Genomic DNA, 25,087 nt, shown 5'->3' on the forward strand with positions numbered 1-25,087 from the left:
AGAACGCCCGGCAGGAAGCCTTGTCTCAGAGGCCGTTGTCCTTCAGGACCTGGGCGGAGTTTTCCTTGGTGATCTTCTCCGTCGGCAAGGTGATGGTCTTTTCCACCTTCTCGCCGTTCAGGAACTTGATCGCCTGCCGCAGTCCTTCGGCGCCGGGCGTCACATAGGTGAAGGTCGCCGTCAGTTCGCCATTGTTGACCAGCGTTACGCCTTCATTGGGCAGACCATCGATCCCGATGAACTTGATGTCCTTCTCGCGTCCGGCATCCTTGGCGGCAAGATAGGCGCCATACGCCATCGGATCATTATGACCATAGACGAGGTCGATCTTCTCGTTGTTGCGCAGTGCCGTGGCCATGATGTTGTAGGCCTGGTCCTGTTTCCAGTCGCCCGACTGCTGGTCGAGCAGGTTTTTGATGCCCGGCTCCTTGTCGGTGAACTCATGGAAGCCATCGTGGCGGTCGTGCGCCGGCTGGGTGCCCATGCCGCCCCAGATTTCGACGACGTTGCCGGCGGCCTTGCCCTTGCCGCCGAGCAGCTCCACGGCATATTCGCCCGCAGCCCGGCCGATCAGCTTGTTGTCACCGCCGACGAACTGCGTGTAGTCGTTGGTTTCGACGTTGCGGTCGAGCACGAAGACCGGGATTTTGGCATCGATCGCCTGCTGCACGACGCCGGTCAGGCCGGCGGATTCCTTCGGTGATACCAGCAGCGCATCGACCTCCTGACGGATCAGGTTCTCGACATCGGCGACCTGCTTCTCAGTCTTGTCCTCGCCGTCGGTGACGATCAGCTCGACTTCCGGATGCTTGGCCGCTTCGGCCAGGATGTCCTTGTTGAACTGGGCGCGCCAGGGTTCGATCGTCGTCACCTGCGAGAAGCCGATCTTCCACTTCTTGTCCTGTGCGTGGGCGCTACCGCCGGCAAGCATGGCGGTCGTGGTCAGGAGTGCCGCTGTCAGCGCGGCAAGCTTCAACAATTCACGTCGTTTCATTTCTTGTTTCCTCCAACATTTAGAGACGCGGTCTCTTGCGACGGCCGCTTTGCCGCGGCCGTTTCCTTGTGCGCTTGCCCACCGGGCAAGCGCAGATAGAAGAGAAGATCGCCGGCGTTGCGCTCCTGCACGAGCACCGTGCCGATGATGATCATCCCCTTCAGCACCAGCTGAAGGTTCGAATTGATATTGTGCAGCTGCAGGATGTTCGAGAGCAGGCCGAAGATCAGCACGCCGCAGAATGTCCCGATCAAGCTGCCGCGCCCGCCCATCAGGCTGGTGCCGCCGATGACCACGGCGGCAATCGCGTCGAGCTCCAGCCCGGCGCCGGCGTCCGGCTTGCCTTGCCGGTACTGCGCGACATAGAGCACAGCCGCGATGCCGGCCAGCAGCCCCGAAACCGCGTAGGTGGCGATCTTCACGCGGCCGGCGGCGATGCCGGACAGCCGTGCCGCCTCTTCATTGCCGCCGATTGCATAGACATAGCGGCCGAACGGCGTGAAGCGCAGCACGGCGCCGTAGATCAGGATGGCGCCGAGGAAGAACAGGCCCGGCATCGGGATCACGCCGAACACCAGCGAGCGCAGCATTTCGAAATCGGCGGTGGCGTTCGACCCGGTATAGACCGGCAGCACCGCGTTGTTCTGGCCGGCGGTCAGCCGGGCGATACCGAGCGCCGTGACCATCATTGCCAGCGTGACGATGAAGGGCTGCAGCCGCCCGGCGACGATGATGAAGCCGTTGAGCGCGCCGAACAGCAGGCCAACGCAAGGCGCCACCAGCAACACGCCGAGCACGCCGAATTTTGAGCCTACCTGCGGCAGCAGGAACCACAGCACCAGACTGCACAGGATCACCCCGACAATGCCGGGCGTGACCAGCCCACGAACGCTATCCAACCTGATGTCGTGCGTGGCCTGCGGGCCGGCGCGGGATTTTTCGATGTTCAGCAGGATGAAACGAGTGACGAGAATGCCGAGGCAAAGGGCTGCCACGGCAACTGTCGGCACCCCCACCACCACCGCCGGCGTCACGCCGGGGACCGTCAGCAGCATGGCACAGACCACCGTGCAGATCGCCATCAGCGAGCCGACGGAAAGGTCGATACCGCCGGTGATGATCACCGCCGTCATGCCGGTGGCAATCAGGCCGGTGGTCGACACCTGGCGGAGCACATCGAGCAGATTGCCGTAGGACAGGAAGATGTTGTTGCCCTTGGAACTGATCGGCGAGCCGAGCACGCCGATCAGGAAGATGGCGATCAGGCCCCAATAGAGCTTCGTCCGGGACAGGATATGCAAAATGGTCATGCGGCAGGCCTCGTCATGGTCCGTCGCGGCGCTGCAAGCCGCATGATGGCCTCCTCGCTGGCTTGCGCGCGGGACAGGATTCCCGTCTGGCGGCCGTCGGCCATGACCAGGATACGGTCAGAAAGATGCAGCAGCTCCGGCAATTCCGAGCTGATGACGGCGATCGCCAGCCCGTCTCGCGCCAGCTTGAAGATGAGATCGTAGATTTCCCGCTTGGCGCCGACATCGATGCCGCGGGTCGGCTCGTCGAGCAGCAGCACCCGCGGCCTCGTCGCCAGCCACTTGCCGATGACGACCTTCTGCTGGTTGCCGCCGGACAGCGTGCCGGCCGGCTGCTCGATGGTCTCGCAGCGAATGCCGAGCGCCTTGACGGCGTCCCGTGCCAGCCCTTGCTCGCCGGCCAGCGAGCGGAGGCCGAACCGCGCCAGCGCGCCGACCAGCGGCAGCGCGACATTGTCGGTGATCGAGGCCTCGAGGTGCAGGCCTTGCGTCTTGCGGTCTTCTGTGACCAGGGCGATGCCGAGCCGGCGTGCATCGCGCGGCGAACGGATTTCTACTGCCTCGCCATCGAGCCTGATCTCACCGCCGGCACGTCCGCCACTGGACCCGAAGATCGTTTCCAGGATTTCGGTACGGCCCGAGCCCAGCAACCCGCCGATACCGAGGATTTCTCCGGCGGCAAGGTCGAAGCTGACGCCGTCGAGCACGGTGCGCCAGCCATGGCGATTGGGCTTTGACAGCGACAGCTCGCTTACGGAAAGGACGGTGTTGCCATCCGGGATGCGGTGCTCCTGGGAGGAAGCAAGCAGGTTTCGCCCGACCATCGCCGAAATTATGGCGTCTTCGTCGAGCTTGTCCATCGCCTGCGTCAGGACGTGGCGTCCATCGCGAAACACGGTGACGCGGCTGGCCAGATGCATGACCTCGTCGATGCGGTGCGAAATGTAGATGATCGCCACGCCGCTATTGGCGAGCTGGCGGATGATGCGGAACAGCCGCTGGCATTCGGCTGGCGAAAGGGCGGAGGTCGGCTCGTCCATGATCAGAATGCGTGCCGACATCGACAGCGCCTTGGCGATCTCGACCAGTTGCTGTTCGCCGACGCGCAAGGCCCCGACGCGCGCATCCGGGTCGAGCTCGATGCCGAGCCTCTGCAAGAGCGTGCCGGCGGCGCGGCTGCTCGCCTTGCGGTCGACGATCAGTCCGGCAATCAGCTTCTCGCGGCCGAGAAAAATGTTATCGGCGACGCTCAGTTCGGGGACGAGGTTCAGCTCCTGGTGGATGATGGCGATGCCGGCACGCTCGGCTTCGCGGACGCCGGTAAAGCGCACCGGGTGGCCATCGATACTGACCGTGCCGTTATAATCCGTGTAGACGCCGGACAGGATTTTCATCAGCGTCGACTTGCCGGCGCCGTTCTCCCCCATCAGGGCATGGACCTCGCCGCGCCGCAGCTCGAAGCCGACATCGACAAGCGCGGCGATACCGCCGAAGGACTTGGAGATGCGCTCGGCGCTCAGCACGACAGCCGAGCCGTCCGCCATAGCGCCTTCCGCAGGGATGGAATTGCCGTGCTGCATGACAAGGACGGCCTCCCTCCGTCGTCACCGAACGCCCCAAACGCTAATCTAAACGTTTCGATCATGTCAAGCCAATATCTGGAACCTAAGATTGTTCCATTTCAATTCTTGCGCAAAATCATAAGATTCCGTACGTATTGCTGCCGCGGAGTGGTGAAACGTTTCGAAAATGACAGCGTCAGGACGAAAAAAGCAGCGCAAATCCACTGCACCGACCATGCTTCATGTGGCCGAAGCGGCCCGTGTTTCCGTGGCCACCGTATCGGCGCTGATCAACCGCACCGCGACCGTCAGCCCCGAGCTCAGCCGCCGCATCGAGCAGGCGATCCGCGACATCGGCTATAAGCGCAACGCCATCGCCCGCAGCCTGAAGATGGGCACCACCCGCACCATTGGGCTTACCGTCCCCCATATCACCAATCCGTTCTTTACCGACGTGGTTTCGGTGATCCAGCAGGCTTTCGACAGGGCCGGCTACGCCGTCATGCTGTGCTGCACCGACGAGCATCTGAACACGCAGGACGACCAGATCAGGCTGTTGCTCGACCGGATGGTCGACGGGCTGATCGTCGCGCGTGTCGGCGACGGCGCGATCCTCAAAGAGATTGTCGACGACGCCAACGTGCCGGTCGTGCTGCTCGACCGTGTTTGCCAGGGAGTCGACACCGATACCGTCGTTCTCGACAATCAGCGCGCGGTGTTCGACGCCATCACCTATCTGATCGATCTCGGCCATCGGCGCATCGGCTACATCTCCGGCTCGTTCGATATCTCGCCGATGCATGACCGCATGGCGGGATATCGGGAAGCCCTCCAGGCCGCCGGCCTGCCGGCCGAGCCCGAGCTCGTCCGCTTCGGCAATTTCCACGAAGTCGATGGCTACAACGCCACCATGCAGCTGCTTTCGCTGCACGACCGGCCGAGCGCCATCTTTTCGGCCAACAACCCGATGGTGATCGGCACGATGAAGGCCATTCGCGATATCGGCCTATCCTGTCCGGAGGATATTTCCGTCGCCTGCTTCGACGATTTTCCATGGTCGGATGTGTTCCGGCCACAATTGACCACGGTCGCACAGCCCGTGCAGGCGATCGGCGAACAGACGGCCAATCTGCTGCTCGACCGGCTCGCCGGAAACAGAGATGCGCCGCCGCGCAAGCTGACACTCAAGGGACGCCTGATGATCCGCAATTCATGCCGGCCACTTGGCGCGATCGCACAAAGCGTCAGCGTGTAGCGCTTGGGCTCCTCTGTTCAGAAACTTTCAGATGCCGGCGGCACAGCGCGCCCTCTGTCCCACCGGACCCGGCCCTTCGCTGCCGCCCGCACGAGGGTGGCCGTCATCGCATTGCGGCAAAGCGGGTCGCATATGGCCGGTGAGGAATGAGGCGTTGTGTGCGGGCTATTTGCTACTTTTAGTTAAGGCGCGGCGCCGACCGAGCGAAGCGGCCAACAATCAGTCGACCGACAAGACGGAAAGCTTGGCAATCGAGGCATACCGGATTAGGAATATAATGAGATGCGGCTGATCACCGATATAGGCGCAGGCTTGAGTCATGCGCGTGAAATCGATCCTAATCGGGCTGGGACTTGCTGGGATGGTCGCATTCTCCGGCTGCACCACCGGCGGAGCATTACAGACCTTTCCCTCGGCCTATGGCGGCCTCACCGACGCCGGTTTCCGCATTCCGCCGGTTCCGATCTACAAGGTCGACCAAAAGTTCCATCGGCAGACAGTGCCTTATGCAACTGACGAGGAGCCTGGCACCATCATTGTCGATACAGGAGCGAAGTTCCTCTACTACGTGCTGGGAGACGGTCAGGCACTGCGCTACGGCATCGGCGTCGGCAAGGCGGGCTTCGAGTGGCATGGCACTGCTCACGTTGCGAGGAAGCGCGAATGGCCGGATTGGAGCGCGCCGTCCGCCATGATTGTGCGCGAGCAGAAGCGAGGCCGCATCATACCGGCCCATATGGAGGGCGGACTCGTGAACCCGCTCGGTGCACGGGCGCTTTATCTTTTCAACGAGAAGGGTGACACTGGATATCGCCTGCACGGTAGCCCCGAATGGTGGTCCATCGGCAAAGCCGTGTCTGCGGGCTGCATTCGCCTCATGAACCAGGACATCATCGATCTCTATGACCGCTCCACAATCGGCACCAAGGTGATTGTTATTTAGACGCCGCGTTCGCGATGTCCCCGAGTCCAAGAAAGGGGAGATTGGCCCTCGTCGCGGCTTGGTCAATCACCACGTCGCAGGCGGAGGGGAGCGCGAAGGATCGCCGCAGAACGGCTCTTGGGCCGCTCCGCGAGCGTCGGCAAAAATGCCGAGCGGCAAGGAGCAAAATTTCAGGCTGCTTGCGATAGCGATTTGTGAGCCTCGGCCAGGATCTCGAACGAGCGCACCCGCGCCGCATGGTCGAAAATCTGCGCTGTGACCATCAGTTCGTCGGCGCCTGTACGGCGCACGAACGCCTCGATGCCTTGCCTGACCGTTTCGGGGGAGCCGACGACGGCGCAGGAAAGCGCCTGGCCGAGCATGGTCTTGGCCATTGCGTCGAGGTCGCGCTCATATCCTTCGACCGGCGGCGGCAATCGGCCGGGCCGGCCGGTGCGCAAATTGACGAAAGCCTGCTGCAGCGAGGTGAACAACAGCCGCGCTTCGGCATCGGAAGGGGCGGCAAAGACATTGAGGCCGAGCATTACATAAGGCTGGTCGAGCTGCTCCGACGGCTGGAAGCGCGAGCGGTAGATCTCCAGCGCATGATCGAGCTCGGCCGGCGCAAAATGCGAAGCGAAGGCGTAGGGGAGGCCGAGCATGGCAGCAAGCTGCGCGCCGTAGAGGCTGGAGCCCAGGATCCAGATCGGCACCTTTTCGCCTTCGCCGGGCACCGCGCGGATGCGTTGGCTCTCCTCGGCCGGCTGGAAATAACCCATCAGTTCCACGACATCTTGCGGGAAATTGTCGGCGCCGGCCTCGAGGTTGCGGCGCAGCGCCCGCGCCGTCGCCATGTCGGTGCCCGGCGCCCGGCCGAGGCCGAGGTCGATGCGACCGGGATGCAGAGCGTTAAGCGTGCCGAACTGCTCGGCGATGACAAGCGGCGAATGATTGGGCAGCATGATGCCGCCGGCGCCGACGCGTATCGTCTTGGTGCCGCCGGCAACGTGAGCGATGACGACCGAGGTGGCGGCGCTGGCGATGCCGGGCATATTGTGGTGCTCTGCCAGCCAATACCGCTGGTAACCCAGCCGCTCGGCATGGCGGGCAAGGTCGAGTGAGTTGGCGAGCGACTGCGAAGCGCTGCTGCCTTCGACGATCGGCGACAGGTCGAGAACGGAAAGAGCGGTCATCGGCGCGGGATTCCTGTGGACCGGACGGATGTAGGAAGCCATTGCCGAAGCGGCAAATTCAAAATGTTGATGGCGCCCAACGGACGCGCAACCGATGCAAGGTCGTTGATCTGCACACCAATCAGTGGACGCTTTTGGCCTCTTAAGCCGCTACTTTTTTGCCTCGGAAATCTCCTCATCCTCGATCACCGCCGTATGCTGCGCCGCCAGGAAATTGCCGACATGGCTGAGGCCGTCGAAATGATCGCAGAACACCTTGATGACGACCAGCAGCGGCACCGCCAGCAGCGCGCCGACGAAACCCCACAGCCAGGACCAGAAGGCGATGGCGATGAGGATCGCCACGGCATTGATCTCGAGGCGGCGGCCGACCACCGTCGGCGTCACGAACTGGCCTTCGATGATGTCGCATAGAATGACGAAGGCCGGCGCCAGCAGCGCGTAGGAGATCGTCTCGAAGCTGATCAGCGCGATGACGGTGACCAGCGTGATGGTGATCAACGCTCCGATATAGGGCAGGAAATTGAGCAGAGCCGCTGCCGCGCCCCAGACCTGCGCGTTGGGCACGCCGAGTGCCCACAGGCCGAGCCCGATGACCACGCCCAGACATGTATTGATGACCGTGACAGTAAGCAGATAGTGCGAGATTTCACGTTCGACGTCATAGACGACACGCAGTGCCCGCTTCTTTTCGCTGAGACTGGGGAAGGACTGTACGATCTTTTCATAGAACATCGTGCCGGAGGCGAGCAGGAACAGCGACAGCACGAAGACGATGGTGACGCTGGTGCCGGCCGACAGTACATTGCCGGCGGCCTGCGAGAGAATACCGGATGGCGCCATCGCCACCCTCTGAACGCCCGGCTCTTGGGATGTCTGCGTCAGTCCCTCTATCTGACGTGAAATCTCCACGATCCTTTCGAACGGACGGCGCAGTTGTGCCAGACGTTCGGTAAGCTGCTGGCCGATCGACGAGGTGTTGTTGATGACGTCGATAACCGGGCCACTGAGCAGATATCCCGCGACGGCTACGAGGCAGAACGAAAGCAGCACCAGCAATGTCGCCGACATGACATCGGGCATGCCATGCTTGCGCAGGAAGCGAACGATCGGCGTCAGCGTCAGCGCCAGCAGGAAAGCCAGAATGACCGGCATGAAGAAGGCACGGGCGAAGTAGAGTGCGAAGATCGCCATAAGGATGAAGATGCCGACGAGCAGCGAACGCATCAGACGCGTATCCGTCCGCGCCTCGACGCGCGGATCCGGGCTTTCGGTAGCGCTTGCGCCCGAAGCGGCGGGTTCGGCTTTCATTCTGACCCTCGGCGGCACACCGCGATTGGTATTGGTGTTGACCGTTGGCGAAAACGCCTTCGTGGCTTCAAAGTTCCGTTAGCCGGCGTCACCGGCAAGGCCGTGCGGCCTTGCCAATGAATCAGGTGACTGGGAATCAGGCGACCGGCGCCGCCACGGCAGGAACGGCCTTCGCCGTTTCCTTGCGCACGATCGGCGCCACCTTGGTGCCGTAGAGCTCGATAGCCTTCATGATCTTGGCGTGCGGCATGATGCCGATCGCCATCTGCAGCAGGAAGCGGTCGTTACCGAAAAGCCTGTGCTGGGCGATGATCTTTTCGGCCACCTGTTCCGGATTGCCGACGAACAGCGCGCCGTTCGGGCCGCGCGATTGGTCGAAATGCGCCCGCGATGTCGGCCCCCAGCCACGCTCGCGGCCGATGCGGTTCATTACCTCGGCCTGTGGACCGTAGAAATCGTTGGCTGCCTGATCGGTGGTCTCGGCGATGAAGCCGTGCACGTTGAGGCTGGTGGCAAGGCTCGCCGGATCGCTGCCGGCCCGCCTGGCTGCATCCCTATAGGTGTCGAACAGCGGTGCGAACCGCGCCGGCTCGCCGCCGATGATCGCCAGCGCCAGCGGCAGCCCGAGCACGCCCGCCCGCGCCGCCGATTGCGGCGTGCCGCCGATCGCGATCCAGATCGGCAATTGGTCCTGTAAGGGCCGGGGATATACGCCGCGATCGTTGATCGGCGCGCGCAGACTGCCCGACCAGGTCACCTTGACGCTGTCGCGGATGGCGAGCAGCAGGTCGAGCTTCTCGGCAAAGAGCTCGTCATAATCTTCGAGATTGTAGCCGAACAGCGGAAAGGATTCGATGAATGAGCCACGCCCGGCCATGATCTCGGCCCGGCCGCCGGACAGAAGGTCGAGGGTCGCAAACTGCTGGAAGACACGGACCGGATCGTCGGAGGACAGCACGGTGACCGCGCTGGTCAGCCTTATGCGCTCGGTTCGTTCGGCAGCCGCCGCCAACGCCACCACCGGAGCGGAGGCAGCGTAGTCGGGACGGTGGTGCTCGCCGAGACCAAAGACGTCCAGCCCGACCTGATCGGCGAGCTCGATCTCCTCAATCAGGTTGCGCAGCCGCTCATGCGCACCAATCGCACCGGGACCCGGCTCCGGGCTGACGTCGGCGAAGGTGTAGAGACCGAGTTCCATAGTATGTCATCCCAGCGTTTTGTCTTCGCGCTACAGGTAGCGGTCAGTCCGTCGCACCGCCAGAGGCCTGGATGGTGAACAGTGCAGGTGGCTTTCAGCCGAATTCAATCGAAAAGGCGTCTCCCGGCTGCAACAGATCAGAATTTCATGGCTGGCATACCGTTTTGGCGCTTGAACTCTCGGTTTTCACGCGTATGTAAGCCTCGCAAATTGACTCCAGGGAAGTGGACTTGGCTATCTACAGGGAAAAAGACGTTTTCGAGCGGCGCAATGCCGCAAATGAGGCAAAGAAGGCGCTTCTGGAGCGCTTCAAGTCAAAGCCGGCGGCAGATGATCCTGCGGTGCTGGCACGACAGGCCGAGCGCAAGGCGATCCTCGAGGCCCGCGCTATACGCGAGGCCGAAAAGGCGAGGCTGAAGCAGGAAAAACTGGCGCGCGAAGCGGCCGAAAAGGCCGAGCGCGAGGCAGCTGCCGAAGCAGCACGCATCGCCGCGGAAGAAGCCGCACAGGCCGAAGCGAAGATCCGGGAAGCTGAAGAGAACGAGCGCATCGCCCGTTTTCTTGCCGACGAGGCCGAACGCAAGGCCAAGCGTGACGCACGCTATGCGGCGCGCAAGCAGCGCACCGGCAGGACGCCGCCTGGCTTCTCCGCGCGATAGCGCCTTCCGGCGCTGATCAGCTGAAAGCAAGAATCAGGGCCGCCTTGCAGCGGCCCCGAACGCGTTGGTCTGTCGGAATCGACTAAGCCGCGAGCTTCAGTCCCATAATGCCGCAGACGATAAGCGCGATGCAGGCCAGCCTGATCGCGGTCGCCGGCTCGCCGAGCAGCCATATCCCGAGCAGTGCCGTGCCGACGGTGCCGATGCCGGTCCACACCGCATAGGCGGTGCCGACCGGCAGTGCCTTCAGCGCCAGGCCGAGCAAGGTCAGGCTGACGATCATCGAGGCTACCGTCAGGACGGTCGGCAGCGGCTTCGAGAATCCGTCGGTGTATTTGAGGCCGATCGCCCAGCCGATTTCGAACAGGCCGGCGAAGAACAGGAAAATCCACGACATCGGATCGCTCCGTTTCGATGGCTCCCGGCCGATTTCTTGAGAAGCGCAAAAACTATCTTCGCTGCATCCATATGGGATGCTCGTGCGCTTAATGAACAATAACACCGGCCGCATTTTCGGCCGGTGGAAATAAGCCAAAACGATAGCGCGGCCCTACTTGTCCTTGAGCTTCATCGCCTTCACCGGCGGTGCCTTCAGGGCCGGCGCCGGAGCGGGTTTCTTCGCGTCCTTCTTCGGTTTGCGGGCTTCCTTGCCTGCCTTCATCGCACCTTTAGCCATGATTCGTTCCTCCGGTTGACGTCTGGCGAAGTGAAACAAGAGAAACGTTCGACTGCAAGAGGCCGTTGCCATGCGAGCGCCTTGGCCGATGGCTGTCAACCGGTTTCTAATTCCCTCGCAAACCGCGGCGGTCCGTGCGATGGTCTTCTTCGCACTGCAGCATCAGCCCTGCGTTTCGCCGGCTGATGATCGGGCAGGCCGGTCAGGACGACAATGCGGATCCACATCGGTTGCCAGATGAGCTTCGACTTCCCGCAGGAAACACCGCTGATCGCGATGCTAAACGTCCATTATTCGCGCGCATCCGATCTCGAGCGGCCGGACTTCCTGACGTCGAACCCGCCGGTGCCGATCGAAAGCTACCGCGACAGTTTCGGCAATTGGTGCAACCGTCTTGTTGCGCCGGCCGGGCGCTTTGCGTTCGGCACGGACGCGGTGATCCGCGACCCCGGTTCCTTCGAGACGCGCGACCTGACGGCCTGGCAGCACGAGGTGCGCGATCTGCCGTCGGAGACGCTGCTGTTCTTGCTGCCCAGCCGCTACTGCGAAAGCGATGTGCTGGCGAGCGAAGCGTGGCGGCTGTTCGGCAACACCCCGCTCGGTATTCCGCGCGTCCAGGCGGTCTGCGACTTCGTCCATAACCATATCGTCTTCAACTATTTCAATGCACGGCCGACACGCACCGCCGCCGAAGCCTATCGCGAGCAGAGTGGTGTGTGCCGCGACTTTGCCCACCTCGCCGTCGCCTTCTGCCGCGCCCTGAACATTCCGACCCGCTACTGCACCGGGTATATCAGCGATATCGGCCTGCCAAAGCCGTGGTCGGAGATGGATTTCGCCGCCTGGATGGAGGTTTATCTCGGCGGCCGCTGGCACGCGTTCGACCCGCGCAATAACGCGCCGCGCATCGGCCGCATCCTGATTGCCTCCGGACGCGATGCCGCCGATGTGCCGCTCACCCACATTTTTGGACCGGGCGCGCTGGCTGACTTCAAGGTCTGGACGGAGGAGGTCGTGGAATAGCCCCTCGCGCTGCCCTTTTGAACAACTCGACGCTTCGGGCGTTGTGACAGCTGTGGAGCTTGGGCGGATGCTCCGCTAATCTCGGTGCATCAACCAAGGCAGCACACCATGGCGGCGCATGGCGGGTCGAAAAAAGTGATCTACGCGGCGCTCGCCGGCAATCTCGCGATCGCACTGACCAAATTCGCCGCTGCCTTGTTCACCGGCAGCTCGGCGATGCTCTCGGAAGGCGTCCACTCGCTCGTCGATACCGGCAATGGCAGCCTGCTGCTTTACGGCATGCACCGTGCCGCCCGCCCGGCCGATCGCACGCATCCGCTCGGCCATGGCCGCGAGCTGTATTTCTGGAGCTTCATCGTCGCGCTCCTCGTCTTTGCGCTGGGCGCCGGTATATCGTTCTACGAAGGCGTGATGCACATCATGGCGCCAGAGCCGATCGCCAGCGCCAAGGTGAACTATTTTGTACTTGGCCTTTCCTTTCTGTTCGAAGGAAGCACCTGGCTGGTGGCGCTGAAGGAATTCCGCCGGCAAAAGGGCAGCCACGGCTGGCTCGAGGCGGTGCAGCTCAGCAAGGATCCGAGTGTCTACACCGTGCTTTTCGAGGACAGTGCGGCACTTCTCGGGCTTGTTGTTGCCTTCGCCGGCATATCGGCGGCGGAGCTGCTGGAGATGCCGGAGCTCGACGGCGCCGCGTCGATCGGCATCGCGCTGATCCTGGGCGCGACCGCGATCTTCCTGGCGCGCGAAAGCAAGAGCCTGCTGCTGGGCGAGCCGGCCTCGCCCGAGGTGCAGACAAAGGTGCTGGCCATCGTCCAGCTGGATCCGGCGGTGCAGCGGGCCAACGGCGTGCTGACGCTGCATATGGGTCCGCAGGAGATCGTCGCCGCCCTGAGCGTCGAATTCGAGGACCATCTATCGGCGCCCGAAATCGAAAACTGCGTCGAGCGCATGGAGGCGCGGCTGCAAACGGAAATGCCGGAGATCACGCGGCTGTTCGTCAAGCCGCAGACCAGCGGCACCTGGGAACAGCGGAGCAAGGCCATGGCGGCGGCGTCCGGAGAAGAACCGGGCTGACGAAACGGATGCGCCACCGGACGCTCCCAGCTATAATCAGCAGGAACAGCTCGGGAGGAACGAAGATGAAAATCGACGGCGGGTGCCATTGCGGCGCCATCACTTACGAGGCCGAGGTCGATCCGGAAAAGACCAGCATTTGCCACTGCATCGATTGTCAGCAATTAACCGGAACGGCCTTTCGCGTGACCGTGCCGGCGTCCGAGGACAATTACAGGATCATCAAGGGCACGCCGAAGATCTACATCAAGACCGCTTCGAGCGGCGCCAAGCGTGCCCAGGCTTTTTGCGGCGAGTGCGGTTCGCACCTCTACGCCACCTCGGTGGGTGACGGACCGAAGGTTTACGGCATCAGGGTCGGCACAGCGCGGCAACGTGATCAACTGGTGCCGAGAAAGCAGATCTGGCACCGCTCGGCACTGCATTGGCTGCCGGAATTCGAAGGCACGACCGTCATCGAGGAGCAGTAGCGCCGGAGCCGGGCCAGGCTCTCGTCTCCGGGTTCCAGCATAGCTCTCAATCGTCGCCTTCGACGACCCTCAGTCTCAATTGCCCGGTTTTCGAATCGGCGACACGCGGGCTGCTTTCCGCTTTTGCTCCGCCGCCATTCGAACCAGCGGTGTCCTCCGCCGGTTGCGCGCCAAACTCCAGTGCCTCGATCTTTTGCCCGCGCCTGGTCACCTTGGATGTCGAGACGAGGATGTCATCGATGTCCTTGGCCGATTGGCCGAAATGCGTCTGCAATTTGCGCACCCGCTCATCGAGCCGTGAGACGTCTTCCATCAGCCGGATGACTTCGCCCTGGATCAGGTGCGCCTGCTCGCGCATGCGAGCATCCTTGAGGATTGCCTGGATGACCTGGATCGACAGCATCAAAAGCGACGGCGAGACGATGACGATGCGGGCGCGGTGCGCCTTGTGGACAACCGCTTCGAAGTTCTCATGGATCTCGGCGAATACCGATTCCGAGGGTACAAACATGAAGGCGGTGTCCTGCGTCTCACCTTGGATCAGGTATTTTTCGGAAATATCACGGACATGTACCTCGATGTCGCGGCGGAAAGCCTGTGCGGCGGACTTCTGCAGGTCGGCGCCTTCGGCGGCACGGATGGCATTCCAGGCTTCGAGCGGAAACTTTGCGTCGATGGCAAGTGCGGGCGCGCCATTCGGCATTTTCACCAGGCAGTCGGGCCGGCTGCCATTCGACAAGGTCGCTTGGAATTCATAGGCACCGTGCGGCAGGCCGTCGGCGACGATCGCCTCCATGCGCGACTGGCCGAAGGCGCCGCGCGTTTGCTTGTTGGAGAGGATCGCCTGAAGTTGCACGACCTGGCTAGCGAGCGACTGGATGTTGCCTTGCGCGGTATCGATGACCGCGAGCCGCTCCTGCAGCTTGGCAAGGCTCTCATGCGTCGATCTCGTCTGCTCGGTCATGGTCTGGCCAAGACGGCCGGTCATGGCGTCGAGGCGCTGGCCGATCGACTGCGTGAGTTCCGCCTGCCGCGCCCCGAACACTTCGGCGATGGCACCCATGCGGCCCTGCATTTCCGCCTGGCTTGCCAAGATGCCGGCCATCCGCGCCTCGGCGTCGCGGGCGTGGTCGGCGGATTCCGCGGCCGCCACCGCACGCGCCTTGGCCGATCGCCACAGCGCGACGACAAGCGCCACGAACAGCCCGAGGAACAGCATTGCGCCGAACGCCAGGGCATGGCCGAGCGTGATCGTGGTGGCGCCGAGCCGGGCGACAGGTTCGGACAGGATGGCGGCCAGTTCGTTCATGCCGACAGCATAGATGATTCGGGACGCCGGCACAGATCAAAACGTGAACGGCCCGGAGGCGCCCCGGTTGACGCTTTTCGTGCGACGTCTTAGGTGAGACGCCATGTCGATCAAGCCGCTTATCATCCTTCCCGATCCCGTCCTGCGTCAGGTTTCGAAACCGGTCGAGCGTGTCGACGGCGATCTGCGCAAACTGGCCGGCGACATGCTGGACACCATGTATGACGCGCCCGGTATCGGACTGGCGGCGATCCAGGTCGGCGAACCTTTGCGCGTGCTGGTGATCGACCTGGCCAAGGAGGACGAGACGCCGGCGCCGCACGTCTTCATCAATCCAGAAATCCTCGAAAGCTCCGACCAGCGTTCGGTCTACGAGGAAGGCTGCCTGTCGATCCCGGACTACTATGCCGAGGTCGAGCGCCCCGCGGCGGTGCGGGTGAAATATCTCGATCGCGACGGCAAGCTGCAGGAGATCGAGGCCGAGGGGCTGATGGCGACTTGCCTGCAGCATGAGATCGACCATCTCAATGGCGTGCTGTTCATCGATTATATCTCCAAGCTGAAGCGCGACATGGTGGTCAAGAAGTTCAAGAAGCTCGCCAAGGATAAGATGCCGGGCAAGATGGTGGGGTAGCTCACTCGATAATCCGCCAAACGTTACAGCCAGACTTTAATTCTCCTTGAGCAACTCTCTTCGCGATGATATCATTGATATCAAATGGAGGCGGCGATGGGCGATATGCTGATCAGAAATATTCCCGAACCGTTGAAGCATGAAATCGAACAGGCGGCGCAGAGGGGCGGCCAGAGCTTGTCACGCAAGGCGATCGACCTTTTGCGGAAAGGTATGATCGCCGAAAAAGAGAGCAGGCCGGAGCCGGGCGTTTCCGCGTGGGACGCCATCCGCGGAGCATTCGCTGCCGAAAACGCAATTGGCGACGAATTCGCAGAAATAATGGACGAAATCGAAGCGGAACGGAAACGCGACTTCGGTCGCCCGGTCAAGGATTTCGAGTGATTGTCCTCGATACCAACATTGTCTCGGAAGCCAGCAAACCCGCGCCCGATTCGAATGTCTCCGCATGGTTTCGCAAACAGAATTTTCTTGAGCTCTACATGTGTGGCCCCGTCATCATGGAGCAGTCTTTGGGCGCGGAAAAATTTTTGAACAGGACAGGATCGGACCGTTATGTTCGCGTGCTCGACCACCTGATTTCGCAGCAGTTTGCCGGCCGCGTCGTGGATTTTTCCGGCTCGGTCCCTCGCCTGGCCGGAAAGCTTCGCGCCGCACGGGAGCAACATGGCCGCCCGATCAGCCTCCCTGACGCGATGATCGCCGCAATCTGCCTGGCGCATGACGCCACGCTTGCGACCCGCAACGTCCGCGACTTCGACGGGCTTGACCTGAAGCTCGTAAACCCGTTTGAAGCGGGTGCCTGAGCCGATTTAGCGGCCCGATCAAGACGGATCCCGGAACAAAATGCCCCTGCGCGTCATCTTCATGGGTACGCCTGAATTCTCGGTGCCGACGCTGCGGGCGATTGCCGAGGCCGGGCATGAATTGGCAGCCGTCTACACGCAGCCGCCGCGCGCCGCGGGCAGGCGCGGGCTTGAGCTGACGCCGTCGCCGGTGCAGCGCGAGGCCGAGCGGCTGGGCGTCGACGTGCGGTCGCCGGTGTCGCTGAAAGGCGAGGCGGAGCAGGACGCGTTCCGCGCTTTGCGCGCCGACGTCGCCGTGGTGGTCGCCTACGGGCTGCTTCTACCCAAACCCATTCTCGAGGCGCCGCGGCTCGGTTGCCTCAACGGCCACGCATCGCTGTTGCCGCGTTGGCGCGGCGCTGCCCCCATCCAGCGCGCCATCATGGCCGGCGACGCCGAGACGGGCATGATGGTGATGCGCATGGACGAAGGCCTCGACACCGGCCCTGTGGCAATGGTTGAAAAATGTGCCATTGGACCCGACATGACGTCCGGCGATCTGCAACACCGGCTGATGGTCGCGGGTGCTGCGCTGATCGTGGAAGCACTCGAACGGCTGGAACGGAATACGTTGACATTTACCACACAGGCAGAGGTGGGGGTGACCTACGCCAAGAAAATCGATAAATCGGAGACTCGCATAGATTGGCTGCGGCCTGCCGGCGACGTGCACAACCAGATTCGCGGCCTGTCGCCCTTTCCCGGTACATGGTGCGAGGCCGAAATCGGCAGCCGCATGGAACGGCTGAAACTGCTTCGCTCGACGCTCTCGCAAGGCGCCGGCGAACCGGGAGGAATTCTCGACGATCGGCTGACGGTTGCCTGCGGGTCAGGCGCGATCAGGCTGGTCGAAGTTCAACGTGCGGGCGGAAAGCCCATTGCCGCGCAGGAGTTTCTGCGCGGGGCCAAGCTCGAAAAAGGAATGAAATTGTCATGAGCATGATGTCCATACGCGCGGCGACGCCGCGGGACCGCGAGGCGATCCGCCTTGTCGAAGAACACGCATTCGGCCAGCAGGCGGAGGCCGGACTGGTCGACGCGCTGGTCACCGGTGGTGATGCCGTCGTCGAACTGGTGGCGGACGAAGACGGGCAAGTGGTCGGCCATATCCTCTTTTCACGGCTCTTCGTGCAGAATGGCGGCAAGAGCTTCCCGGCGGTGGCGCTGGCGCCTCTGGCGGTCGAGCCGTCGTTCCACGGCACGGGCATCGGCGGTGCGCTGGTCCGCGAGGCGCATATCCGCCTGAGGGCTGCCGGCGAGACGCTCGCCGTGGTGCTCGGCGATCCGGCCTATTATGGCCGTTTCGGCTACGGCCGTGCCCGTGCCGCCAAATTCGACAGCGACTATCAGGGCGAAGCCCTGCAGGCGCTTGCCTGGGGCGAGGCGCCGGAGACCGGCAGGCTGGTCTACGCCTCGGCCTTCGGCTCAGCCCTCGCCGCCTGATTTCGTCTTGATCCGGGAATGCCGCGTTTTCGCCTCGACATCGAATATGACGGCAGTCTTTATGCCGGCTGGCAACGACAGGCCAACCAGCCTTCGGTGCAGCAGGCAATCGAGCAGGCGATCGAGAAATTCTGCGGCGAGCAGGTTTCGCTTCGCGCCGCCGGCCGCACCGATGCCGGCGTCCACGCGACCGCTCAGGTCGCGCATGTCGATCTGATCAAGGCATGGCCCGGCGACAAGGTGCGCGATGCGGTCAACGCCCATCTGCAGGCGGCCAAGGCGCGCATCGCCATTCTCGAGGCGGCCGTTGTGCCGGATGGGTTCGATGCGCGTTTCTCGGCGATCGGCCGCCACTACCGCTACCGCATCGTCAACCGGCGCGCGCCGGCGGCGCTCGACAAGGGCAAGATCTGGTGGGTACCGAAGCAGCTGGATGCCGGGGCCATGCACGAAGCGGCAAAGGTGCTACTTGGCCGGCATGATTTCACCACCTTCCGCTCGACCCAATGCCAGGCCGCCAGCCCGGTCCGCACGCTCGACCGGCTGGACGTCAGCCGCACCGGCGATTTGATCGAAGTTCACGCTTCGGCGCGGTCCTTCCTGCACAATCAGGTGCGCTCGATGGTCGGTTCGCTCAAGCGCGTCGGCGAAGGCGGCTGGACTATTGCCGACCTGAAGGCGGCGCTCGAGGCGCGCGACCGTGCCGCCTGCGGCCAGGTGGCGCCGCCCGACGGGCTTTTTCTCGTGCGCGTGGATTATCCGGCTGCCGGAAATATCTAGACACCGTCAGGCATGCTGATCCCGAGCAGCGCCTGCAGGCCGAACAGCACGATCAGCGACGCCACGAACATGCCGGCAAAAACAGCGGTGCCGGCAGCCGCACCCTTGCCGATGGCAACGTTGGTCATCCGCCAGGTCAGCACCATCGACAGCGCGAACAACAGCAGCGACACCAGCCCGGAGACTTCGTCGGCGGACGACAGAAAAAGCCGGATCAACGCTGACGGCAGCATCATCCAGGCGATAATCGCCGAGGCCCAGTTGCTGGCCACTACATAATGCACATAACGGCCGCCCACACCGACCCGAGGCGCGACCAGAGCGAGGGCGATGAGCGGCAGCACCCAGGCACCGATGTCAACGGCGGCCAGGCGGATTAATATGCTGAAACGTCCGGCGAACGCATCGGGATCGCCGATCTCGTTGGCAAGGCCCACCCAGCCGACGATCATTGCCGGCGCCGCGACGACGATGGCAAAAAAGGAATTCCAGAAACCGTCTGCCGAAAGGTCGAGCTGGCGAAATCCGTCGGCCTTGCCGAGCATCAGCCGCCAGGCGCCGGCAAGCGAAGCATAGGTTTCGTCCGCTGAAAGCATCACTAGGATATGTCCTGCGCAAACCAATCTTCAACGAAGCGCAGGTAAATCTGCGTCAGCGTCTCAAGGTCGGCAATCGCCACGCGTTCGTCGACCATGTGCATGGTCTTGCCGACCAGGCCGAATTCGACCACCGGACAATAATCCTTGATGAAGCGGGCATCGGAGGTGCCGCCGGAGGTGGAGAGCGCAGGCTTCCTGCCGGTCACCGCCTTGACCGAACCGCCAAGCGTCTCGATCAACCTGTCGTCGCGTGTCAGGAAAACATGGCTCGGCCCGTCGCGCCAGACGATCTCGTAGTCGACCGGTGTCTTCTTGCCGGCGCGGTATTTCTTGCGTTTCGCCGCCCGGTCGAGGCGGTTGTGGATCTCAGCCTGGATCGTCTCGGCAGTCCATGTGTCGTTGAAGCGGATATTGAAGGTAGCCGCCGCCTTCGCCGGGATGACGTTGGTGGCAGGATTGCCGACATCGATGGAGGTCACTTCAAGATTGGTCGGCTGGAAATCCCTTGTTCCGTTGTCGAAGACGGGGTGCAGCAAGGCGTCGACCAGCGTCATCAGGCCGCGCACCGGGTTGTCGGCTAGCTGCGGATAGGCGGCGTGGCCCTGACGGCCGTTGACGACGACCGTGCCCGACAGCGAGCCGCGCCGACCGATCTTGATCATATCGCCAAGCGCGTCGGGATTGGTTGGCTCGCCGACGATCGAGGCATCCCATTTCTCGCCCTTGGCAGCCGCCCATTCGAGCAGCTTCGTCGTGCCGTTGATCGCCGGCCCTTCCTCATCACCGGTTATCAGCAGCGAGACCGATCCCCTCGGGCCGCCCTTCTGCTCAACATGTCGCGCCACCGCCGCCACGAAACAGGCGATGCCGCCCTTCATGTCGACGGCGCCGCGGCCGAACATCTCGCCATTGGCGATCTCTGCGGCAAAGGGCGGGTGCGTCCAGGCTGCTTCGTCGCCCGCCGGTACCACATCGGTATGGCCGGCAAACATCAGGTGCGGGCCATTGCCGGAACGCCGCGCATAAAGGTTCTCGATGTCCGGAGTGCCGGCTTCGGAAAACACCGGGCGCTCGACCGCAAAGCCGAGCGGCTTCAGCATCGCCTCCAGCGCGCTCAGCGCACCGCCTTCGGCGGGCGTCACCGAAGCGCAGCGGATGAGAGCAGCGACGTTTCTGGCCGGATCGGTAGGCAGCGTCATGGCAAAAGCGATAGTCGAAAGCGCAAGGCCTGTCACGGCCAGACGTGAGGGCCAGCCATGCCGCCGACATTATGGTTTTCATGTCGTATAATTGCGGCAAGGCCTCTCGATCAGGACAGGGCTATCGCATGGTCACGCGTGGCAAGACGATCGTAATCGCCGGTGCCGGCAGTATCGGCTGCTATGCCGGCGGCTGCCTGATACTTGCCGGGCGAAAGGTGGTTCTGCTGGCGCGACCGCGCATCGAGAAGGCTCTGCAAAAAGGTGGATTGCGCATCACCGACCCTGACGGCCGCGACCGCTCGATCAAGCCCGACGCATTGTCGGTCACGGCGGACCCGGCAGCCGCATTCTCCGTTGCCGATATCATCGTGGTGACGGTCAAGAGCGGCGCGACGCAAGACATGGCCGGGCTGATTGCCGCCCATGCCCGACCGGACGCGGTGATACTCAGCCTGCAGAACGGCGTCGACAATGCCGATAAATTGCGAGCCCATCTCGCCCCCCGGCCGGTGCTCGCGGGCATGGTGCCGTTCAATGTGGTCCAATCGCCGGAGGGCGAATTGCCGCTTCGCCTGCATCGCGCCAGCGGCGGCAAAGTGATGATCGACGAGAGTCCGACAGGCCTCGATGAACTGCTTGACGTCGAGGGGTTTGCCGTCACCACGCATGGCGACATCAAAGCGGTGTTGTGGGGCAAGCTGCTGCTCAACCTCAACAACGCGCTGGTGGCGCTTTCCGGCCTGCCGCTGGCGGCAGAGCTTGCCGATCGCCGCTGGCGGCTGGTCCTGGCCGGCCAGATCGACGAAGCATTGGCGGCAATGACGGCGACAGGCACCGAACCCGCTCGCATCTGCGGCCTGCGTCCCGCACTGTTGCCGAAAATGCTTCGCCTGCCCGACTGGCTGTTCAAGCTCTTGGCGCGGCGGATGCTTGCGATCGATCCGGACGCGCGTTCGTCGATGTGGGATGACCTGCAGCGCCGCCGGCCGACGGAGATCGGCGAACTGCAAGGCGCGGTCCTGCGCCTGGCCGAAAAGGCCGGCACGCCGGCGGCTTTGCTGAAGCGTGTCACGGCACTGGTCCGCGCGGCCGAGCAGGAGAGGCGCGGATCGCCCTGCTTGACGCCGGAAGCCGTCGCGGCGACTGTCAGATCGTAGCCCGCAGAGGCGCCCAGTAACGGCCCTTGCCGGTGCGCTTGGCTTCGTAGAGCGCATGGTCGGAACAGGTGAGCAGGATTTCCGGATCGCCCCCGTCGGCGGGTGCGAAGGCACTGCCGACGCTCAAGCCGACATGGATGGCAGAACCGACCCCGAGGTCGAAAGGCACCGAAACCTTTTCGATGGCCCGCTTTGCCAGATAGGTGGCCTCGATCTCCGAGGTTGCGGGCAAAAGGATGACAAATTCGTCGCCGCCGATACGGAAGACCACGTCGCCCGGCCGGAAGCCGCGCTTCAATCGTTCGGCGACCTTGCGCAGCAGCACGTCGCCGACCGCGTGGCCAAAACGGTCGTTGACCTGTTTGAAGCCGTCGAGATCCATGCTGAGCACTGCAAACGGCTTGCCACCATTGGCGGCCGGCGCCGCAAGGTCGCGGCACATGTCGCGCAATTTCTCCTGCAGGAAGATGCGGTTTGGCAGGCCGGTCAGCGCGTCCTTGATGGCCAGGTCGCGATTGTCCAGCTCGGCGCGGATCATGCGGGCATTGATCGCGTGGTTCTGAAGCAGCACGATGATGACGCCGGCCACATAGAACGGCGTTTGAATTCCGACGATCGACATTCCGGGCGCCGCAGAAAACAGTGCGCCAACCACGTAAGGCAGGCTTACGGCCAACATGACGAATATGGCGAAGCGCGGGGTCGCCGCGTTGCGTGACGACACCACGCCAACGACACCGGCGACATTCAAGGCGGCCAGTACGGAAAGCGCCATATTCCCACTGGCAACACAGCCATAGCAGCCAAGGCCGAAAACAACCGACCATACGCCACTGGCTGCCATCAGGCCCGCCAGCGGCCCCTTCGAGCCGCGCCTGCGGGCCTGCTCGCATTCCCGCATCAGCAAAACGCGGACGGCGAAAAGCATCAGGTCGGCTGCGATCCAGGCGTAGGGCCACCAATCCCCGGTGGCAAGTGCGGTGCTGACCGCAACCAACAGAACGCTGACGGTACCGAACAGGACTGCGAATTTGCGATCGAAGGTGGTGTCGAGAAGCCGTGCACGGACAGCTTCCGGTTCCAATTTCATCGGCGAAGAGAACCAGGCAAACAGGCGAGCGCCGACGCTCCACGTTTTGCGTGGCTCCGTGGTCGTCAGGGATAGGTCGCTTGCCAGTCGAGCGCTCCGTGCCGGTCGACACAGTCTTCGCCGGCATGCTGGGCCAGGGTGATTAACATTCGCTTAGAGCATCCGGCCCAAACCGGGCTTTCGGAAAATCCGCGGCTCCGCCGCTCTAGAGGACCTGCCGCCGGGTCGCGGGTTTTAACTTGCCGGCCCCGGTCGTTTGCGGACCGCAGGCCGACGCGGCGGACCTGGCTCGGGATCGGTCTTCCCCGCACGTGCCGGCTGCCCATGAGGGGTTTCGATCAGCGTGATCTTCTGCCAGATCTTTCGCGACAGGTTCGAAGCCAGGTTCTCGATGTCGTTGACGCCGTCGATGACCACGGTGTCATTGACCGACTGCGCAAACAGCGCGGCGATCTTGCCGGTGATCGACAGCATTTCGGAGCAGTAGTCGAGATAGCGGGCAAGGTCGGCGGCATTGGTGATGCGGGCTGGCGAATGCGGCGTCGGCTTGAAACTGGCTGAAAGCGCTGCCGGATCCTTGGTCAGCTGGTGCATGTCGATGACATGGATCAGCGAACGCAACCCGTGGAGCTGGCGAAACACCCGCTTGCGCTTGATCCGCTCCTCGGAGCGGATCAGGGCCAGGAAGCCCAGCACGGCGAGGATGATCATGTTGAGTGAGGCTTCGATGCCTTGCACCGACTGGAAGGCGTCGTGGTTTCCCGAAATGCGGCCGAGCGGCAGGATCGTGCCGACGAACAGGAACATCAGCGCTCCGACGGCGAAGGCGGCGATGATGAGGCCGCGCAGCCACCAGATCGGCGCCTCTAGCGCCTTGGCGGCTTTTGCCAGATCGCGCGACAGCGACACGAGCTCGGCGGCGACACCGTGCAAGCCTGCATCGGGAAAGCGCTCGGCGATGCGCTCTTCCAGCCGTTCGGCGGTTTCGAGGATCAGTTTCGAATCAAGCGAGCGGTAGCGCATGACGAAATGTCCGACCGGCGCTCAGGGTTCGGCCGGTGCATTGGTGCGCTTGCCGTAGCGGTTGGGGCCCGGCTGCCCGGGAAATAGGCAAAGCACGAGAAAAGCGATGATCGAGACAACCGGCACGAACAACACCAGTGCCGCAACACCCGGCTTGTCGAGGTCATGCAACCGCTTCACCGCCAGCACCACGTTCGACCAAAGCGAGGCAATGAAGGCGATGAAGAAAATGAACGACCACATGTTGCTCTCGGTAGTGCCTTCCGGCACCAGCGTGAAACGATAGAGCGGGAAGGCCTGTATGATGGCCACCAGCAGTCCTCCCAGAAAATAGACCGCGCGGCTGACGCGGCCCGAAGTTCTAAAGAAAAGCCAGATGAGGTCTGATCTGTCAGGCAAGCGAATCCCGTTCGTATTCGTGGGGAAAGATCAATCGCGAAGCAATTCGTTGATCGAGGTCTTGGACCGGGTCCTGGCGTCGACCCGCTTGACGATGACGGCGCAGTAGAGGCTGGGGCCGGGCTCGCCGTTCGGCAAGGGCTTGCCCGGCAGGGAGCCGGCGACGACGACGGAATTGGCCGGCACTTCGCCGTAGAAGATCTCGCCGGTGGCACGGTCGACGATTTTGGTCGACTGGCCGATGAAGACGCCCATGCCGAGCACGGAGCCTTCGCGCACGATGCAGCCCTCGACCACTTCCGAGCGCGCGCCGATGAAGCAATTGTCCTCGATGATGGTGGGGCCGGCCTGCATCGGCTCCAGCACGCCGCCGATGCCGACGCCGCCCGACAGATGGACGTTCTTGCCGATCTGGGCGCAGGAGCCGACCGACGCCCAGGTGTCGACCATGGTGCCGCTGTCGACATAGGCGCCGACATTGACGAAGGACGGCATCAGCACGACGCCCGGCGCGACATAGGCGGAGCGGCGCACGATCGACGACGGCACGGCGCGGAAGCCGGCCTTCTCGAAATCGACGGCGCTCCAGCCGTCGAACTTCGAGGGCACCTTGTCCCACCATACCGCCTGACCGGGACCACCCTTGATGATCTCCATCGGATTGAGCCGGAAGGACAGCAGCACCGCTTTCTTCAGCCACTGGTTGACGTGCCATTTGCCGTCGGCCTGGTGCTCGGCGACGCGGGCGACACCCCGGTCGAGCAGGTCGAGCGCCGACTGGATGGCCTCACGCGTCTCGCCGCGGGTTGCGGTCGAAATCGTGTCGCGTTCCTCGAAGGCGTTCTCGATGATCTTCTCGAGACTCGCGAGATCGGGCTTCGACATGAATTCGCTCCATTACCAAGCTGTTAAGGGCCGGCGCCTTAACCTGTTTGAAAGTCGCGCGGACCCTATGTGAA

28 protein-coding genes are annotated in these 25,087 nt (G+C 63.0%); 13 read left to right on the top strand and 15 right to left on the bottom strand.

Annotated features, from left to right (window positions below; translation table 11 throughout):
• Positions 1-25: 25 nt before the first annotated feature.
• The 3 genes from NKJ94_RS14510 to NKJ94_RS14520 are packed head-to-tail and all read right to left on the bottom strand — an operon-like array spanning position 26 to position 3,848.
• Entirely contained in the window at positions 26-994 is a 969-nt protein-coding gene (locus tag NKJ94_RS14510) for a substrate-binding domain-containing protein (protein WP_352525870.1), read from the bottom strand.
• Entirely contained in the window at positions 991-2,304 is a 1,314-nt protein-coding gene (locus NKJ94_RS14515; protein ID WP_352525872.1) for an ABC transporter permease, read from the bottom strand. Before NKJ94_RS14515 ends, NKJ94_RS14510 begins: the two co-directional genes overlap by 4 nt.
• Positions 2,301-3,848: a sugar ABC transporter ATP-binding protein gene (locus NKJ94_RS14520; protein WP_352525874.1), complete on the bottom strand. Its 1,548-nt coding sequence runs from the start codon at positions 3,846-3,848 to the stop codon at positions 2,301-2,303. The genes NKJ94_RS14515 and NKJ94_RS14520 overlap by 4 nt, the downstream gene beginning before the upstream one ends.
• 253 nt (positions 3,849-4,101) lie before the next feature.
• On the opposite strand from NKJ94_RS14520, the gene NKJ94_RS14525 reads away from it, so the two are divergent.
• Positions 4,102-5,121 (top strand): LacI family DNA-binding transcriptional regulator, encoded by a 1,020-nt coding sequence (locus tag NKJ94_RS14525; RefSeq protein ID WP_352525876.1) that lies wholly within the window; start codon positions 4,102-4,104, stop codon positions 5,119-5,121.
• Positions 5,122-5,440: 319 nt separating this feature from the next.
• The gene (locus tag NKJ94_RS14530; protein WP_352525877.1) at positions 5,441-6,064 is read left to right on the top strand and encodes a L,D-transpeptidase; all 624 of its coding nucleotides are present in this window, start codon (positions 5,441-5,443) and stop codon (positions 6,062-6,064) included.
• 170 nt (positions 6,065-6,234) lie between these two features.
• Here NKJ94_RS14530 and NKJ94_RS14535 read toward each other — a convergent pair whose 3' ends face one another.
• The 3 genes from NKJ94_RS14535 to NKJ94_RS14545 all read right to left on the bottom strand — a co-directional run bounded on the left by NKJ94_RS14535 (position 6,235) and on the right by NKJ94_RS14545 (position 9,745).
• Complete coding sequence (locus tag NKJ94_RS14535; protein WP_352525878.1) at positions 6,235-7,236, bottom strand: LLM class flavin-dependent oxidoreductase; 1,002 nt, start codon at positions 7,234-7,236, stop codon at positions 6,235-6,237.
• A gap of 150 nt (positions 7,237-7,386) precedes the next feature.
• Positions 7,387-8,547, bottom strand: a complete 1,161-nt coding sequence (locus NKJ94_RS14540) for an AI-2E family transporter (RefSeq protein ID WP_352525880.1) — start codon at positions 8,545-8,547, stop codon at positions 7,387-7,389.
• Between the two features lie 136 nt (positions 8,548-8,683).
• Positions 8,684-9,745: an LLM class flavin-dependent oxidoreductase gene (locus NKJ94_RS14545; protein ID WP_352525881.1), complete on the bottom strand. Its 1,062-nt coding sequence runs from the start codon at positions 9,743-9,745 to the stop codon at positions 8,684-8,686.
• Between the two features lie 230 nt (positions 9,746-9,975).
• Here NKJ94_RS14545 and NKJ94_RS14550 point away from each other — a divergent pair, with 230 nt between their 5' ends.
• Complete coding sequence (locus NKJ94_RS14550; protein WP_352525883.1) at positions 9,976-10,404, top strand: DUF6481 family protein; 429 nt, start codon at positions 9,976-9,978, stop codon at positions 10,402-10,404.
• A gap of 82 nt (positions 10,405-10,486) precedes the next feature.
• On the opposite strand, the gene sugE is transcribed toward NKJ94_RS14550, so the two are convergent.
• Together sugE and NKJ94_RS14560 are read right to left on the bottom strand one after the other, a co-directional pair.
• Positions 10,487-10,801 carry a quaternary ammonium compound efflux SMR transporter SugE gene (gene sugE / locus NKJ94_RS14555; protein ID WP_352484330.1) on the bottom strand — a complete coding sequence of 105 codons (315 nt, stop codon included), beginning with the start codon at positions 10,799-10,801 and terminating at the stop codon, positions 10,487-10,489.
• 153 nt (positions 10,802-10,954) lie between these two features.
• Complete coding sequence (locus NKJ94_RS14560; RefSeq protein WP_013528464.1) at positions 10,955-11,080, bottom strand: hypothetical protein; 126 nt, start codon at positions 11,078-11,080, stop codon at positions 10,955-10,957.
• Positions 11,081-11,293: 213 nt separating this feature from the next.
• Between NKJ94_RS14560 and NKJ94_RS14565 the strand changes: the two genes are divergently transcribed.
• The 3 genes from NKJ94_RS14565 to NKJ94_RS14575 all read left to right on the top strand — a co-directional run bounded on the left by NKJ94_RS14565 (position 11,294) and on the right by NKJ94_RS14575 (position 13,647).
• Positions 11,294-12,103, top strand: a complete 810-nt coding sequence (locus NKJ94_RS14565) for a transglutaminase-like domain-containing protein (protein ID WP_352525885.1) — start codon at positions 11,294-11,296, stop codon at positions 12,101-12,103.
• A gap of 108 nt (positions 12,104-12,211) precedes the next feature.
• On the top strand, positions 12,212-13,177 hold the full coding sequence (locus NKJ94_RS14570) for a cation diffusion facilitator family transporter (protein WP_352525887.1): 966 nt from the start codon (positions 12,212-12,214) through the stop codon (positions 13,175-13,177).
• Positions 13,178-13,242: 65 nt separating this feature from the next.
• Positions 13,243-13,647 (top strand): GFA family protein, encoded by a 405-nt coding sequence (locus NKJ94_RS14575; protein WP_352525888.1) that lies wholly within the window; start codon positions 13,243-13,245, stop codon positions 13,645-13,647.
• A gap of 46 nt (positions 13,648-13,693) precedes the next feature.
• Here the strand turns inward: NKJ94_RS14575 and NKJ94_RS14580 are convergent, their stop codons facing one another.
• Positions 13,694-14,956: a DNA recombination protein RmuC gene (locus NKJ94_RS14580; protein WP_352525889.1), complete on the bottom strand. Its 1,263-nt coding sequence runs from the start codon at positions 14,954-14,956 to the stop codon at positions 13,694-13,696.
• Between the two features lie 103 nt (positions 14,957-15,059).
• Between NKJ94_RS14580 and def the strand changes: the two genes are divergently transcribed.
• The 6 genes from def (at position 15,060) to truA (ending at position 18,658) form a co-directional block, all read left to right on the top strand.
• Entirely contained in the window at positions 15,060-15,590 is a 531-nt protein-coding gene (gene def, locus NKJ94_RS14585) for a peptide deformylase (RefSeq protein WP_352525891.1), read from the top strand.
• A 96-nt stretch (positions 15,591-15,686) separates the two neighbouring features.
• On the top strand, positions 15,687-15,974 hold the full coding sequence (locus NKJ94_RS14590) for a plasmid stabilization protein (protein ID WP_352525971.1): 288 nt from the start codon (positions 15,687-15,689) through the stop codon (positions 15,972-15,974).
• Entirely contained in the window at positions 15,971-16,396 is a 426-nt protein-coding gene (locus tag NKJ94_RS14595; RefSeq protein WP_352525893.1) for a type II toxin-antitoxin system VapC family toxin, read from the top strand. The genes NKJ94_RS14590 and NKJ94_RS14595 overlap by 4 nt, the downstream gene beginning before the upstream one ends.
• Positions 16,397-16,442: 46 nt before the next feature.
• Positions 16,443-17,372: a methionyl-tRNA formyltransferase gene (fmt, locus tag NKJ94_RS14600; RefSeq protein WP_352525972.1), complete on the top strand. Its 930-nt coding sequence runs from the start codon at positions 16,443-16,445 to the stop codon at positions 17,370-17,372.
• A complete protein-coding gene (locus NKJ94_RS14605) occupies positions 17,369-17,878 on the top strand; it encodes a GNAT family N-acetyltransferase (protein WP_352525894.1) in 510 nt (169 codons plus the stop codon). Before fmt ends, NKJ94_RS14605 begins: the two co-directional genes overlap by 4 nt.
• 18 nt (positions 17,879-17,896) lie before the next feature.
• Positions 17,897-18,658, top strand: coding sequence for a tRNA pseudouridine(38-40) synthase TruA (truA, locus tag NKJ94_RS14610; protein WP_352525896.1), 762 nt, complete (start codon positions 17,897-17,899; stop codon positions 18,656-18,658).
• Here the strand turns inward: truA and NKJ94_RS14615 are convergent.
• The gene (locus NKJ94_RS14615) at positions 18,655-19,254 is read right to left on the bottom strand and encodes a transporter (protein ID WP_352525974.1); all 600 of its coding nucleotides are present in this window, start codon (positions 19,252-19,254) and stop codon (positions 18,655-18,657) included. The two genes, truA and NKJ94_RS14615, sit on opposite strands and share 4 nt — an antisense overlap.
• Before the next feature lie 2 nt (positions 19,255-19,256).
• On the bottom strand, positions 19,257-20,456 hold the full coding sequence (gene dapE / locus NKJ94_RS14620) for a succinyl-diaminopimelate desuccinylase (RefSeq protein WP_352525898.1): 1,200 nt from the start codon (positions 20,454-20,456) through the stop codon (positions 19,257-19,259).
• A 128-nt stretch (positions 20,457-20,584) separates the two neighbouring features.
• Between dapE and NKJ94_RS14625 the strand changes: the two genes are divergently transcribed.
• Complete coding sequence (locus NKJ94_RS14625) at positions 20,585-21,616, top strand: 2-dehydropantoate 2-reductase (protein WP_352525899.1); 1,032 nt, start codon at positions 20,585-20,587, stop codon at positions 21,614-21,616.
• Here NKJ94_RS14625 and NKJ94_RS14630 read toward each other — a convergent pair.
• The 4 genes from NKJ94_RS14630 to dapD all read right to left on the bottom strand — a co-directional run bounded on the left by NKJ94_RS14630 (position 21,606) and on the right by dapD (position 25,013).
• Positions 21,606-22,706, bottom strand: coding sequence for a GGDEF domain-containing protein (locus NKJ94_RS14630; RefSeq protein ID WP_352525900.1), 1,101 nt, complete (start codon positions 22,704-22,706; stop codon positions 21,606-21,608). The genes NKJ94_RS14625 and NKJ94_RS14630 overlap by 11 nt on opposite strands.
• A 234-nt stretch (positions 22,707-22,940) precedes the next feature.
• Positions 22,941-23,729 (bottom strand): hypothetical protein, encoded by a 789-nt coding sequence (locus tag NKJ94_RS14635; protein ID WP_352525902.1) that lies wholly within the window; start codon positions 23,727-23,729, stop codon positions 22,941-22,943.
• Positions 23,730-23,750: 21 nt separating this feature from the next.
• The gene (locus tag NKJ94_RS14640) at positions 23,751-24,128 is read right to left on the bottom strand and encodes a DUF805 domain-containing protein (protein ID WP_352525904.1); all 378 of its coding nucleotides are present in this window, start codon (positions 24,126-24,128) and stop codon (positions 23,751-23,753) included.
• Positions 24,129-24,158: 30 nt separating this feature from the next.
• Positions 24,159-25,013, bottom strand: a complete 855-nt coding sequence (gene dapD, locus NKJ94_RS14645; protein ID WP_352525906.1) for a 2,3,4,5-tetrahydropyridine-2,6-dicarboxylate N-succinyltransferase — start codon at positions 25,011-25,013, stop codon at positions 24,159-24,161.
• Positions 25,014-25,087: the final 74 nt, after the last annotated feature.

The sequence above is a fragment of the Mesorhizobium sp. M0060 genome (genome assembly GCF_040323155.1).
GTDB lineage: Bacteria > Pseudomonadota > Alphaproteobacteria > Rhizobiales > Rhizobiaceae > Mesorhizobium.